At 61.7% G+C, this 12,716-nt stretch carries 14 protein-coding genes; 12 read left to right on the forward strand and 2 right to left on the reverse strand.

Annotation, left to right across the window (positions count from 1 at the left end; all coding sequences use genetic code 11):
* Positions 1-9: 9 nt before the first annotated feature.
* Positions 10-885 (reverse strand): CAF17-like 4Fe-4S cluster assembly/insertion protein YgfZ, encoded by an 876-nt coding sequence (gene ygfZ, locus SSPSH_RS13445; protein WP_006915411.1) that lies wholly within the window; start codon positions 883-885, stop codon positions 10-12.
* A 129-nt stretch (positions 886-1,014) separates the two neighbouring features.
* Between ygfZ and SSPSH_RS13450 the strand changes: the two genes are divergently transcribed.
* The 8 genes from SSPSH_RS13450 (at position 1,015) to SSPSH_RS13485 (ending at position 6,935) form a co-directional block, all read left to right on the forward strand.
* Positions 1,015-1,227: a DUF1674 domain-containing protein gene (locus SSPSH_RS13450; protein ID WP_006915410.1), complete on the forward strand. Its 213-nt coding sequence runs from the start codon at positions 1,015-1,017 to the stop codon at positions 1,225-1,227.
* A gap of 41 nt (positions 1,228-1,268) precedes the next feature.
* The gene (gene sdhC, locus SSPSH_RS13455; protein ID WP_006915409.1) at positions 1,269-1,655 is read left to right on the forward strand and encodes a succinate dehydrogenase, cytochrome b556 subunit; all 387 of its coding nucleotides are present in this window, start codon (positions 1,269-1,271) and stop codon (positions 1,653-1,655) included.
* Positions 1,656-1,686: 31 nt separating this feature from the next.
* Positions 1,687-2,073 (forward strand): succinate dehydrogenase, hydrophobic membrane anchor protein, encoded by a 387-nt coding sequence (gene sdhD, locus SSPSH_RS13460; RefSeq protein ID WP_006915408.1) that lies wholly within the window; start codon positions 1,687-1,689, stop codon positions 2,071-2,073.
* Positions 2,073-3,863, forward strand: coding sequence for a succinate dehydrogenase flavoprotein subunit (sdhA, locus tag SSPSH_RS13465; protein ID WP_006915407.1), 1,791 nt, complete (start codon positions 2,073-2,075; stop codon positions 3,861-3,863). The genes sdhD and sdhA overlap by 1 nt, the downstream gene beginning before the upstream one ends.
* A gap of 64 nt (positions 3,864-3,927) precedes the next feature.
* Positions 3,928-4,707 carry a succinate dehydrogenase iron-sulfur subunit gene (locus SSPSH_RS13470; protein ID WP_006915406.1) on the forward strand — a complete coding sequence of 260 codons (780 nt, stop codon included), beginning with the start codon at positions 3,928-3,930 and terminating at the stop codon, positions 4,705-4,707.
* A gap of 73 nt (positions 4,708-4,780) precedes the next feature.
* Positions 4,781-5,038 (forward strand): FAD assembly factor SdhE, encoded by a 258-nt coding sequence (locus SSPSH_RS13475; protein WP_021031789.1) that lies wholly within the window; start codon positions 4,781-4,783, stop codon positions 5,036-5,038.
* 3 nt (positions 5,039-5,041) lie between these two features.
* Positions 5,042-5,503, forward strand: a complete 462-nt coding sequence (locus SSPSH_RS13480) for a protein YgfX (RefSeq protein WP_006915404.1) — start codon at positions 5,042-5,044, stop codon at positions 5,501-5,503.
* A 7-nt stretch (positions 5,504-5,510) separates the two neighbouring features.
* Entirely contained in the window at positions 5,511-6,935 is a 1,425-nt protein-coding gene (locus tag SSPSH_RS13485) for an alpha/beta fold hydrolase (RefSeq protein ID WP_006915403.1), read from the forward strand.
* A 19-nt stretch (positions 6,936-6,954) separates the two neighbouring features.
* Here the strand turns inward: SSPSH_RS13485 and nadB are convergent, their stop codons facing one another.
* A complete protein-coding gene (gene nadB, locus SSPSH_RS13490; RefSeq protein WP_021031790.1) occupies positions 6,955-8,616 on the reverse strand; it encodes an L-aspartate oxidase in 1,662 nt (553 codons plus the stop codon).
* A 222-nt stretch (positions 8,617-8,838) separates the two neighbouring features.
* Between nadB and rpoE the strand changes: the two genes are divergently transcribed.
* The 4 genes from rpoE (at position 8,839) to SSPSH_RS13510 (ending at position 12,682) form a co-directional block, all read left to right on the forward strand.
* Positions 8,839-9,414, forward strand: a complete 576-nt coding sequence (gene rpoE, locus SSPSH_RS13495; protein WP_006915401.1) for an RNA polymerase sigma factor RpoE — start codon at positions 8,839-8,841, stop codon at positions 9,412-9,414.
* 7 nt (positions 9,415-9,421) lie between these two features.
* Positions 9,422-10,114, forward strand: coding sequence for a sigma-E factor negative regulatory protein (locus tag SSPSH_RS13500; RefSeq protein ID WP_006915400.1), 693 nt, complete (start codon positions 9,422-9,424; stop codon positions 10,112-10,114).
* Complete coding sequence (locus SSPSH_RS13505) at positions 10,111-11,127, forward strand: MucB/RseB C-terminal domain-containing protein (RefSeq protein ID WP_006915399.1); 1,017 nt, start codon at positions 10,111-10,113, stop codon at positions 11,125-11,127. The genes SSPSH_RS13500 and SSPSH_RS13505 overlap by 4 nt, the downstream gene beginning before the upstream one ends.
* A 106-nt stretch (positions 11,128-11,233) precedes the next feature.
* Positions 11,234-12,682 carry a DegQ family serine endoprotease gene (locus tag SSPSH_RS13510; RefSeq protein WP_006915398.1) on the forward strand — a complete coding sequence of 483 codons (1,449 nt, stop codon included), beginning with the start codon at positions 11,234-11,236 and terminating at the stop codon, positions 12,680-12,682.
* Positions 12,683-12,716: the final 34 nt, after the last annotated feature.

Consider the following 12,716-nt stretch of genomic DNA (forward strand, 5'->3'; position numbering starts at 1 on the left):
CGACGCGTTCTAACCAGGTGTCGGGTAGGGAAGTTCGCCCAATTCCAGTGTTGCATTCGTACTCGTAAGCAAGCCGCCGATCGCGCGCGTCTTTATAACAGCGAGCAAGGCGCCCTGATCAGGAGTGGCGTTTGGCGCGGCGCTGAGTACCGTCCCAGCCCGTTCGCCGTCGGCGTCTATCACGTCGCTGCCCGGCAACGGTTGCTCGCCATGCCAGAACAAGCGGAACATGCGGCGGGTTAGGGTGCCGCGATAGTGCAGTCGTGCAATGACCTCCTGGCCGGGGTAGCACCCTTTGTCGAAATCGATTGCGCCCAGCCAGTGCAGGTTGAGCATCTGGGGTACAAACATGCCCTGCGTTGCCAAAGTCAGGGTCGGGATGCCTGCGTCGATGTCCAGGGCCAGCCAGCGCGTGTCGTCGGTCGAGATCGACTGCGGTTCCGGCGGGCGGTCAGCGGAAACGATCTCGAGCGCGCGCGGTTCGCCTTCGCCGTTCGGGGCCAGGCCTAGGCGAATAACATCATCGCTATGACTGCTCTGGTTGGGGGCGGGCATATCGCCGCCTACGCGCGCAATAATGCGGAGCACGCCGCGACAATCGCTGAGTTTGACCGCGGCGCGCAGCACGAACATCTGCAAGCGCTTCATGACGCCATCGATCAGTTCTTCCGGCAATATCAGCAAGTAGCCATCGTCGCGCTCGCATACTCGTGCGATCATTTGCGTACGCCCCTTGGCATCACACCACGCAGCCAGAAAATGGCGGTCATGGCCAAGGCGCATTACATCGTTGCTGAGCTGTGCACGTAGAAAATCGGCAGCGTCCGCGCCGCTCACGGCAATAGCGCCGAGCGCGGCCGGCGCAGTCGAAACAGAATCGGTCATGAGTGCATCCAAGTCGTGTATGGCTCGTATTCTAGCCTTTGCGTAAAGCCGCTGTTATATGCATCTGAACCCGCCGGTTCAGCCGATGTTCACATTGCCAGAAACCCAACACAGGTTTAGAGTATCGCCATGTCAGACGAACGTTTGTCGGCCTCGGACGAGTCCCAGGCAGGTGCCCCCGCCAGCTCTACCGAGCGTGAAGGCGCGCCACAGCCCTCCGAGCCCAATCCGCCCGCGAAGCCCAAGACGCTTGATCTTCCGCCCGAATACGGCGGCCGCAAGGGTCCTGAGCCTGTGCGCTATGGCGATTGGGAAAAAAACGGGCGTTGCATCGATTTCTGACCCTTTCTCCAGTTCGTTTTCATTGCCATTCGGGGACCCTCATGAGTCAACAGGCTAACCGCCCGCTATCGCCGCATATCCAGATCTATCGCTGGCAGATTGCGATGCTTACATCGATCGCGCATCGCGCATCCGGCATCGTGCTCTCTCTCGGTAGCATCTTTCTTGCCGTCTGGTTGATATCTGCCGCCAGCGGCCCGGATGCATTCGCCAGCGTTAATGGCTTCGCGGCTTCCTGGTTCGGCCAGCTGCTGATGTTCGGCTGGTCCTTCGCACTGTTCTATCACCTGTGTAATGGCATCCGTCATCTGGTATGGGACGTCGGTATCGGCCTGGATTTGGAAACCGCGCGCATGACCGGCTATGTCGCGATTGGCGTCGCCGCAGCGCTGACCCTGTTTGTCTGGATCTGGGCGTTCATCGCCTGATCGACTCGATTTTGTGTTCCGGGAGATTTAAATGAGCAGTATTCGTTCATCGCTCGCTAGCGCGCGCGGGTTGGGCAGTTCCAAGACAGGCGTATCCCATTGGTGGTTCCAGCGTGTGAGTGCGGTTGCGCTTGTGCCGCTAACGCTATGGTTCGTTGCTTGCCTGGCGTCGCAGCTCGGCGCCGATTATTTCAGCGTCACCGACTGGCTGTCTTCGCCGCTGCAGGCATCGCTGCTGGCGATCTACCTTGCCGCCATCTTTTTCCATTCGCAGCTAGGCCTGCAGACAATCATTGAGGATTACGTGCACCACGACGGCGCGAAGATGGCGCTTCTTATCGGGTTGCAGCTGCTCAATATCCTGCTGGCCGTTGCCGCTATCTTTTCCGTTATCATGATTCTAGTAGGAGCCGCCTGATGAGCGAGAGCTACGACATCATCGACCACCAGCACGACGTCGTGGTGGTGGGCGCCGGTGGTTCCGGCCTGCGCGCCACGCGCGGCCTGGCAGACGCCGGCCTTTCCACCGCTTGTATTACCAAAGTTTTCCCTACCCGAAGCCATACTGTGGCTGCGCAGGGCGGTATCGCCTCTGCTCTGGGCAACATGGGTGAAGACGATTGGCGCTGGCACGCCTATGACACCATCAAAGGTGGTGACTGGCTGGGCGATCAGGACGCTATCGAGTACCTGACCAAGGAAGCGATTCCAGCGATTATTGAGCTCGAGCATGACGGCGTGCCGTTCTCGCGCACCGAAGACGGCCGTATTTACCAGCGCCCGTTCGGCGGCATGACCACCCACTTCGGCGAAGGCACGGCACAGCGCACCTGTGCCGCGGCCGACCGTACCGGTCATGCGCTGTTGCATACGCTCTATCAGCAGTCGCTCAAGGCGCGCGCTGAATTCTTCATCGAATACTTCGCCATCGATCTGCTAATGACCGAAGACGGGGAATGCCGCGGCGTACTGGCCTGGGATCTGCAGGGCGGCCAGCTGCATCGTTTCCGCGCGCAGCAGGTCATCCTGGCGACCGGCGGCTACGGGCGTGCCTATTTCTCCTGCACCTCCGCGCATACCTGCACGGGCGACGGCATGGGCATGGCGCTACGCGCCGGCCTGCCTTTGCAGGATCCGGAGTTCGTGCAGTTCCATCCGACCGGCATCTACGGCGCGGGCTGCCTGATCACGGAAGGCGCGCGCGGCGAGGGTGGTTATCTGACCAACTCCGAAGGCGAGCGCTTCATGGAGCGCTACGCGCCCAACGCCAAGGATCTGGCCTCGCGCGACGTGGTCAGCCGTGCCGAGACCGTCGAAATCAATGAAGGCCGCGGTGTAGGCGAGAACAAGGACCACACGCTGCTGCATCTGGAACACCTCGGTCCGGAAGTGCTGCACGAGCGGCTCCCAGGTATCACCGAAACCGCGATGATCTTCTCTGGCGTGGATGCCACCAAGGAGCCGATTCCGGTGTTGCCCACGGTGCACTACAACATGGGCGGCGTGCCCACCAATGCTTTCGGCGAAGTGGTCACGCTCAAGGATGGCGATCCGGATTCGGTCGTACCGGGCCTGATGGCGGTCGGCGAAGCCGGCTGTGTGTCGGTCCACGGGGCCAACCGTCTGGGTTCCAACTCGTTGCTCGACCTCGTGGTGTTCGGCCGTGCGGCTGCGCATCGTTGCACAGAGGTCGTGCGCAAGGGCGCACCACACCGTGGTGATATCCATGCCTCCGAGCAGAAAGCGCTGGAGCGTTTCGATCGCCTGCGTTATGCCAAGGGCGATACACCAACCGCCGAGCTGCGGGCCAGCCTGCAGAACTCGATGCAGAAATACGCTGCGGTGTTCCGCAATACGGAAAGCCTGAACACCGGCGCCGAGCAGATCAGTAAGGAAGTTGAAGCCTTCGCCAATGTCGGTGTGACCGACCGTTCCATGACCTGGAACAGCGATCTGGTCGAAACAATGGAACTCGAAAACCTGCTCGGCTGCGCGATCACTACCATGCACGCCGCCGCCAACCGCAAGGAAAGCCGTGGCGCGCATGCGCACGAGGAATATACCGAGCGCGACGATGAGAACTGGATGAAGCACACGCTCATCTGGCACGACGGCGGTCCGGATACGCATATCGACTACCGGCCCGTGCACATGAACCCCATGACCGAAGACATGGAACATGTGCCGCCGAAAAAGCGTACTTACTAACGCATAACATCAGCCGCCGGCCTTACGAGGTCGGCGGCCTGCCACTGAGTAATGGAGGCCTGTCATGGCTGAATTTCGACTGCCGAAGAACTCGCGCGTTGCCAAGGGCAAGAAGTTCGATGCGCCCGAGGGCGCGAAGAACGTCAAGACGTTCCGTATTTATCGCTGGGAGCCCGAATCCGGCGAAAACCCGCGCGTGGATAGTTTTGCTATCGACCTCGACAAGTGCGGGCCGATGGTTCTCGATGCCGTTATCAAGATCAAGAACGAAATCGACCCCACGCTGACCTTCCGTCGCTCCTGCCGCGAAGGTATTTGCGGATCCTGTGCGTTCAATATCGACGGTAAGAACACACTGGCCTGCACCACGCGTATTACCGATATCGATGGCGACGTGCGTATTTATCCGCTGCCGCACATGCCGGTCGTCAAGGATCTGGTGCCCGACCTGACGCATTTTTATGCGCAGCTCGAGTCCATCGAGCCCTGGATCAAGACCGACACGCCCAAACCCACGCGTGAGCGGCTGCAAACACCCGAGGATCGGGCCAAGCTAGACGGGCTGTATGAGTGCATCCTGTGTGCCTGCTGTTCCACGGCATGCCCCAGCTATTGGTGGAACCCCGAGCGTTACCTGGGTCCGGCGGTACTGCTCCAGGCCTATCGCTGGATCGTCGATTCGCGCGACGAGGCCACCGGCGACCGGCTCGACGACCTGGAAGATCCCTTTAAGCTTTATCGGTGCCACACCATCATGAACTGCACCAATACCTGTCCGAAGGGACTGAACCCGGCCAAGGCGATTCAGGAAACCAAGAAGCTGCTTCTCGAACGCCGCGGCTGATATCGATCCTGTGGCCCGCCAACTGGCGGGCCATATCTATTGGCCGATCGTTGTCGGCCCATTCGAGCCAATCATGAGTGAAAAAGCGCGCATACGCTGGTTATGCCGGCGCGGAATGAAGGAGCTTGATGTGCTCCTCGAGCGTTTCGTAAGCATCGAGTACGACGATCTCGACGAACGTGAGCAGACTGGTCTGCGTGAGCTGGTCGAGATGGAAGATCCTGATCTCTATGCGCTGGTCATGGGGCGTATGGAGCCGGAGACGGCGGTCCACGCGGATCTGCTCTCGCGTATTCGGCAGTTCCAGCGGCCCCAGGGCACCGCCCGCTAGACGATGTCGAATCCGTTCGCCGATACGCTGCACCTGAGAGTGCGTGCGTCGGCGGCACATCGGGTGTTTATCGCGGTTTTGCATATTGCTGCGGCGGTGCTGATTACGCTCATGGGCATAGCGCGTCCATGGCTTTTCTTCTTGCTACCGGCCATTGCGGTCGCTGGGCGGTATGCCTACCGGGATGCAAGCCTGGGTCGTCCAGGCAGCATCCACCATCTGCGCTGGCAGCACGACGGCCAGTGGCGTTGGCAAACAGCAAGCGGCGAGTGGGAGCGCGGTCGGCTGGTCGGCGTATTCACCGCAGGCGACTGGCTCGTCGTACTACGGCTGCGCGCAGAGCACCATCGGCTACGCACGCGAACCTGTGTGTTGTTCCGTGACGCTCTACCGGTTCAAGCCCATCGTCATTTGCGCGCCCGCCTGACCATCGCACCCGCGCTGGATGCCCCCGACACGGCATGAGCTTCACATGAGCCTTGCGCGCATGGCTTTCGCATTACTTGTGCTGGCCGTGGTAAGCGTGGCGTCGACGAGCCTAGCGCGCCCGAGCAATATCGACTGGACCTCGTGTCCTGAGATGCCGGCAGCGTTTAGCGCGGCACAGATGGAATGCGGGTGGCTCGATACGCGGGAAACGATACAGGGCCAGCCGATACGCCTACGCGTGGCGATACTTCGTGCGCGTCCGGATCGGCGCGATCCGTCTCCGGTGGTGTATGTCCCGGGCGGCCCCGGCGAGAGTGCGGGTCTCGATGCGCAATCGTTGAGAGGCTGGCAGCGTTGGCAGCAGCAGGCCGGCTGGCCCCACGATATCGTGCTTTTCGACCCGCGCGGTACGGGCGAAAGCCGGCCGCGGATACGCTGCGTGCCCGATACGACGGCTCCGCTGCGCCCGCTCACTTCAACGCAGTCCGTTGATTCGTTTGCGCATGAGGCGGCGGTCGTGCGCCGTTGTCTTCAACAGCTGGGCGAAGACGGCATGCAGGCGCTCGGTCCGCATGCGCAAATACGAGATATAGCGACACTGCTCGACGGTCTTCGCGTCGAGCGCGCCACGCTGTGGGGTGTGTCGTACGGCACGCGTATTGCCCGGCTTTTCGCGCAACGCTACCCGGAACACGTCGATACGCTCGTGCTCGATTCGATCGTGCCGTTCAACCAGAACGAGTTGGCGGCGCTACCAACGCAGATCGATCGCGCGATCGAGCAGCTAGCCCAGGTTTGTACTGCACACAGCCACTGCGCCACGCGATCGCCGCGGCGTGCGATCGCTGCCTTGCTGGCGCGCTTCGAACGCCGGCCTGCCGTCGTTGCGCTTGTGCCCTATCGTGGTTTGCCGCCGCTGTTCGAGATCACGCCGTATCGGCTCTTGTTGATGATCCTGTTCGCCGCCTACGACAGCGGCCAGGAACAGGATACGGTTGTACGTATCGAGCGCGCTCTGCGAGGTCAGCCCGCCGCACTGGTACCGTTGGCCGCACGGGTGGCAGCGCAGGCGAGCAGTGGGTCGCGTAGCACGGCCGTGTTCTGGGCAACACGCTGCGCCTTGCACGATGAACACGCTGGCGGTTCGAACGCCTGGCAAGACGCGCTCGCCGAAGCGCCGATGATTGCCCGGTATATCGAACAAGCCCCTCAGGGATCGGTCTGCGATGATTGGCCACTCGCTCGATACAAGACCGGTGCGGGCAGACCGGTCGATAGGCCAATGCTGGTGCTTGGCGGTATGGCCGACGTGGTCACGCCGCCGCGTTGGGGGCTCGCTTTAGCCACGGGTCACGCGTCGGCGCACTGGGCACCGATCACGGCGGCCGGACACGCGTCAACGTTATCGAATCGCGCGGCGCAGCGCGCGGTTGCGGATTTCCTGACCGACCGCAGTCAGCGTGATTGAAAGCGGGATCGGCGTCGCCTTAGAGTGGCCGGTAAGCCACCCCGGGGCCGATCTCGCGTGAACGCTCTGGCGATAGCACGGTATGCATCGCACGCGGTAGCGTGTGCGGAAAATCGCTGATGAAATGCAAGCCCCGGCTTTCGCGTCGATCGAGCGCACTGCGGATGATCAACTCGGCAACCTGAGCGAGGTTGCGGAGTTCCAGCAACCCCGGGGTCACCCGAAAACTGCCGTAATAGTCGTGGATTTCACGACGCAGCAGCTCGATACGATGTAGCGCGCGCTCCAGGCGCTTGGTCGTGCGCACGATGCCCACGTAGTCCCACATGAAGCGACGCAATTCCTGCCAGTTATGGGCAACGACCACTTCTTCGTCCGAATCGGTTACCCGCGATTCGTCCCAAGCCGGTAGTGCCACCGCGGATTCGACGCGGTCGTTGCGCGCTTCGATATCGGCAGCTGCAGAACTTGCGTAAACAATACATTCGAGCAGCGAATTGCTGGCCATACGATTGGCGCCATGCAGCCCCGTGAATGCGCATTCGCCGATCGCATAGACGCCAGCGATATCGGTTCGACCGGCCAGGTCGGTAATCACGCCGCCGCAGGTGTAATGGGCCGCGGGCACGACCGGCAGCGGCTCGACGCTCATGTCGAGGCCCAGTTCGAGACAGCGCGCGTTGATGGCCGGAAAATGTTTCTCAATGAACGCCTTGCCGGCATGCGTGATGTCCAGCCAGACATGCGGTTGGCCGGTACGCTTCATTTCCGCATCGATGGCCCGGGCAACGACGTCGCGTGGCGCGAGCTCGGCCCGTTCGTCGTGGCGCGGCATGAAGCGGCTGCCGTCGGCCAGGCGCAGAACCGCGCCTTCACCGCGTAGCGCTTCGCTGATCAGAAAAGAGTGTGCCTTGGGGTGGTACAGGCAGGTCGGATGAAACTGCATGAATTCCATGTTCGCGACCCGCGCGCCCGCGCGCCAGGCCATGGCGATTCCGTCGCCGCTCGCTGCATGCGGATTACTGCTATAGAGATAAGCCAGATTCGCGCCACCCGTGGCCAGCACCACCTGGTCGGCGGCAAACGTGTGCACGGTGTCGGCTTCGATATCAAGCACATAGACGCCGCGACAGCGCCCACTGGGCTCGTAGGCGTCGGCCATGACAATCAGCTCCACCGCCATATGATGTTCGAATATGGTGATCTGCTCGCTGGCGCGAGTGAGCCCTTCGAGCGTTGTCTCCACGGCACGCCCGGTGGCATCGTCGGCATGGATGATACGGCGATGGCTGTGGCCGCCTTCACGGTTGAGATGATAGGCATAGCCCGACTCGGCGTCACTTTCGTCAGCGCGTGTGAACGGCACGCCGCGCTCGATCAGCCACTCAATGGCTTCGCGCGAATGCGACACGGTATGCCGGACTGCGGCTTCATCGCACAGCCCGGCGCCGGCGGCGAGTGTATCGGCGACATGTGCCTCGACGCTGTCGCCTGCATCGAGCACGGCCGAGATGCCGCCCTGGGCATATAGCGTGCTGCCCTCGGCGAGCGCGCCCTTGGAAATCACGGCGATGCGCCGGCCGCTGCGAGCCAGCCGCAGCGCGAGCGTCAGGCCGGCCGCGCCGCTGCCTACAACGACGACATCGAAGCGTTTGCAAACCTGTGGATCGGTCGATTGCATGACGAAAGCAAGTTGCGTCGCTACACTGAGCACCTCGACGCAAAGCGTCTCATTCGGTTGTGTAGCAGAAAGATGACGGCTGGCAGCATAGCGCAAAATCGTTGCGAACTTATTTGCGAATCCGCGGTCTACGTGGATAACGGCGTCGCAGCACGCAACAACGAAGAGGTTAATTCGCGCATCGATTGCTCTGGCTTACCAGATGTCCGGCGCTGCAGATAGATGACTGAAGATGTCAGCGACGAGCAACTGGTAGCCCGTGCCCAGTCCGGCGACGATCGTGCCTTCGACTTGCTCATTCGCAAGTATCAGCACAAGGTCGTGAAGCTGGTCGCCCGCTACGTGAGTCCGGCAGATGCGCCGGACGTCGCGCAGGAAGCCTTCATCAAGGCCTACCGGGCGCTCAACGGATTCAAGGGCAATAGCGCGTTCTATACATGGCTCTACCGCATATCGATCAATACGGCGAAGAACTTTCTGGTGGCCCGTTCGCGGCGCCCGGCAAGTCAGGATATCGACATCGCCGATGCCGAAGCATTCGGCCATACCGATCGCTTTTCGGAGCAGGACACGCCGGAAGCGTTGCTGGAAAGCGAAGAGATACGGGACGCGGTGATCGGTGCCATTCGCGAGTTGCCGGAAGATTTGCGCACCGCGATCATGCTCCGCGAGTTGGATGGCATGAGCTACGAAGAGATTGCACAATCAATGGATTGCCCCGTGGGTACGGTACGTTCGCGTATCTTTCGTGCCCGTGCGGCAATCGAGCAGAAATTGGTGTCCCTGTCGGACAAGTGAGGTCAGCATGAACGAGCAGTTTTCCGCATTTCTCGACGGCGAGGCCACACGCGACGAGACGGACGCGGTGATCAGCGCTTTGTTGCGCGACGATCAGTTGCGTCAAAGCTGGGGGCGCCAGCACTGGCTGCGCACCACGCTACGCGCCCACAACGGCGAAATGGCTGTGCCGCTGGACTGTAATTTCTCGGACCGGGTTATGGCGGCTATCGCCGAAGACCGCCCGGAAACCTCTGCGGCGCGACCGATTGCGGTGCCGATGCGGGTGGCGGCACGACGTCGCTGGCGCAGCATGGCCGGATTGGCTGCCGTCGCTTCGGCTGCCGGTATCGTGTTGCTGGTGAGCAATCCCCTGCAGCGTGAAGGCGCCGGGGGCGATACGCTGGCCAGCGCGTCGGGCAATGGCACGACCGCGACGACCACTGTGGCCGCACAAGGCGACACGGCAGGCCTGGGTGATGCCGGCTCGATGGTCGCATCGAATCAGCTATCGAGCGACATGCTTCGTCAGGCGGGTCCGAGTCAGGCTGCCGTACAGCGTGGCCCGGCCGATCACTGGTCGGTATCGGACCCGGCACTCGAAGATGAGCTCAACGGCTATCTTGTCGAGCACAACGGTTTGGCTCGCGGCTATGGCATGTCGGGGACGACGCCCGGGTTCGTGCGTGTCGCCACTTATGGGCAGGATACGCCGCAGTGACGAGAGCGCTTTCTGCGTTCCTACTGCTGTTCGTTCTAACGGCGCTATGCGCAGCCGCTCAGGCCGCCGAGGCCGAGGCATCCGGCAATTCGGATGACTCAATCAACGCGCTGCTTGGACAGGCCTCGCAAGCCGTGCGTAGCGAAACCTACCGCGGCATTCTTGTTTATCTGCGTGAAGGCCAGCTCGACACGCTGCGCGTGATCCATCGCATGCAGGGTGGGTTGGAGCAGGAGCGCCTTGTTTCCCTGACAGGTCAGCCGCGCGAGGTCATTCGCCGTGGTGGCGTAGTGACGTCGATTCTGCCCAATAGTGAAGTCGTGCTGATTTCACGGCGCAAGCATGACGGCCTGCTTGGTAGCGTCGTTCAGTTTTCGGCCGACCGCATGCGCGAACATTACCGCGTCAGCGATATGGGCCAGCGGCGGCTGTCCGATCGTGTCGGGCGACTCGTGAGTATCGAGCCGCTCGATGGTTATCGTTACGGCTATCGCATGCTTATCGATGACAAGACGTATCTGCCGCTCAAGCTCGATCTGGTCAGCGATGGCAATGTGCTAGAACAGCTCATGTTCACGCAGATCGAGTTTCCGGAATCGATCAACGACAGCGAATTCGAGCCGGGCTACGACATACACGGCTTTCGCGTGATCAAGCACGAAGCGGTGCAGGTCGAGGACAAGCCTGTGCCTGAAGATGCGTGGAAACCAACCGATCTACCGCCCGGGTTTGAATTGGCCGAAGATGGTGTGCGCCGGGTGACAGAAAGCGGTTATGTACGCCAGATGCTGTTTACCGATGGCGTGGCAACCGTGTCTGCATTTGTTGCCCCGGCCGGCCTGCGCAAACCGCTGCAGGGCGCGACGACGATGGGCGCGGTCAATGCCTATGGCCACGTGGTGGGCGAGACCCAGATCACGGTCGTCGGCGAAGTGCCGGCGCGCACGGTCAAACGCATTGCCGAAAATCTGGTGCGCGAAACCCAATCCGCAGACAGTAACGGTTCGCCCTGACCCCGGCGGCGGACTGCGCTAATCTTGCGAGGCTGCCGTCGTGCATCGTGATCGAACACGGCGTCATGCGCCGGCACCCCCAAAGCCCGATTGAAAGCGAGTCGCAATGAATCCTCAAACCCGCGCCGCACATGTATTGCTGCTTTTGCTGGTGAGCCTCGTAATGCTCGCCGGTTGTGGAGAGGACGAGCCGGCTCCCATTGCAAGTAACGGCCAGCTGCCGGATTTCACGGGGCTGGTGAAGCAGGTGTCGCCGGCTGTCGTGAATATCAGTGCGGCGCCGCCCAAGGATTCCGATGAGGCAGAAGGCGGCGACAACAACGCGCTTGAGGGTTGGTTGCGGCGCTTTTTCGAAGACGGTCAGCAGCCGGGCGAACAAGGCCCAGTGCCGCCTGCGCCGGGTGGCTCGTTGCATGCGTCGCTGGGTTCGGGCTTCATCATATCCGACGATGGTTACATTCTGACCAATCGTCATGTCGTGGCCAACGCCGGCCAGATCGTGGTCAAGCTCAACGACAGGCGCCAGCTCGTCGCCGAAGTGGTCGGCCAGGACAGTTACAGCGATCTGGCTGTACTCAAGGTGGATGCAACCGATCTGCCCACGGTAAAGACTGGGGACCCGGACAAACTGCCCGTGGGTTCCTGGGTGGTGGCGATCGGCTCGCCGTTCGGCTTCGAAACATCGGTGACGGCCGGCATTGTCTCGGCCAAACAGCGCAGTCTGGCCAGCGATCAGTACGTCCCGTTTTTGCAGACCGATGTGGCGATCAATCCCGGTAATTCGGGCGGGCCGTTATTCAATCTCGCCGGTGAGGTCGTCGGCATCAACTCGCAAATTTACAGCCAGACCGGCGGCTATCAGGGCGTGTCGTTCGCGATTCCGATCGATATCGCCATGGACGTGGCCAAACAGCTGCGTAACAGCGGCAGCGTGACCCGGGGCTGGCTGGGCGTGCAGATTCAGGATGTCGACCGCGAACTGGCCGAGTCGTTCAAGCTCAAGCGTCCTGAAGGGGCGCTGGTCGCACGCGTCATGCCCGACAGCCCGGCCGAAGCCGCGGGCTTGGAAGCCGGTGATGTGATTCTTTCGTTCAACGATCAGCCAGTCGACTCGGCGGCCTCGTTGCCACCGCTGGTCGGTACTGTCGCACCCGGCGAAAGCGCGAGCGTCACGGTATTGCGCGACGGCGAGCGCGAAGAAATCGATGTGGAAATCGAGAAACTGCCCAAGGATCTGGCGGCGGCGACCGCGCCGGCGGAAGAAGAAAAACCGTTAGAACAACCATATGGTTTGACGCTGGAATCGCTGGATACGGCAGCACGCCGGGAACTCGAACTCGACCAGGGCGGCGTGCGCGTTACCGACGTCGCCGACGGCGCGGGCGCACAAGCCGGACTAGAGCCGGGGGATATCGTACTCGCGGTCGGCTCACGTCACGTCGAGGATGTTGCCGCGCTACGTAACGCGCTCGACAACGCCGATGGGCCGGTGGCACTGCTGGTCTGGCGCGAGGGCACGCGCCTGTATCTGGCGATGCGCCCTAAAAACAAGTGAACAGGGCGGCCTTCGGCTGAAACTCGCGTCGTTG

It is taken from the genome of Salinisphaera shabanensis E1L3A (assembly GCF_000215955.2).
Lineage (GTDB): Bacteria > Pseudomonadota > Gammaproteobacteria > Nevskiales > Salinisphaeraceae > Salinisphaera > Salinisphaera shabanensis.

Bases quoted from the DNA above. Each gene is read 5' to 3' on its own strand.
- ygfZ (WP_006915411.1), bottom strand. From the start codon at position 885: ATGACCGATTCTGTTTCGACTGCGCCGGCCGCGCTCGGCGCTATTGCC.
- SSPSH_RS13450 (WP_006915410.1), top strand. From the start codon at position 1,015: ATGTCAGACGAACGTTTGTCGGCCTCGGACGAGTCCCAGGCAGGTGCC.
- sdhC (WP_006915409.1), top strand. From the start codon at position 1,269: ATGAGTCAACAGGCTAACCGCCCGCTATCGCCGCATATCCAGATCTAT.
- sdhD (WP_006915408.1), top strand. From the start codon at position 1,687: ATGAGCAGTATTCGTTCATCGCTCGCTAGCGCGCGCGGGTTGGGCAGT.
- sdhA (WP_006915407.1), top strand. From the start codon at position 2,073: ATGAGCGAGAGCTACGACATCATCGACCACCAGCACGACGTCGTGGTG.
- SSPSH_RS13470 (WP_006915406.1), top strand. From the start codon at position 3,928: ATGGCTGAATTTCGACTGCCGAAGAACTCGCGCGTTGCCAAGGGCAAG.
- SSPSH_RS13475 (WP_021031789.1), top strand. From the start codon at position 4,781: ATGAGTGAAAAAGCGCGCATACGCTGGTTATGCCGGCGCGGAATGAAG.
- SSPSH_RS13480 (WP_006915404.1), top strand. From the start codon at position 5,042: ATGTCGAATCCGTTCGCCGATACGCTGCACCTGAGAGTGCGTGCGTCG.
- SSPSH_RS13485 (WP_006915403.1), top strand. From the start codon at position 5,511: ATGAGCCTTGCGCGCATGGCTTTCGCATTACTTGTGCTGGCCGTGGTA.
- nadB (WP_021031790.1), bottom strand. From the start codon at position 8,616: ATGCAATCGACCGATCCACAGGTTTGCAAACGCTTCGATGTCGTCGTT.
- rpoE (WP_006915401.1), top strand. From the start codon at position 8,839: ATGACTGAAGATGTCAGCGACGAGCAACTGGTAGCCCGTGCCCAGTCC.
- SSPSH_RS13500 (WP_006915400.1), top strand. From the start codon at position 9,422: ATGAACGAGCAGTTTTCCGCATTTCTCGACGGCGAGGCCACACGCGAC.
- SSPSH_RS13510 (WP_006915398.1), top strand. From the start codon at position 11,234: ATGAATCCTCAAACCCGCGCCGCACATGTATTGCTGCTTTTGCTGGTG.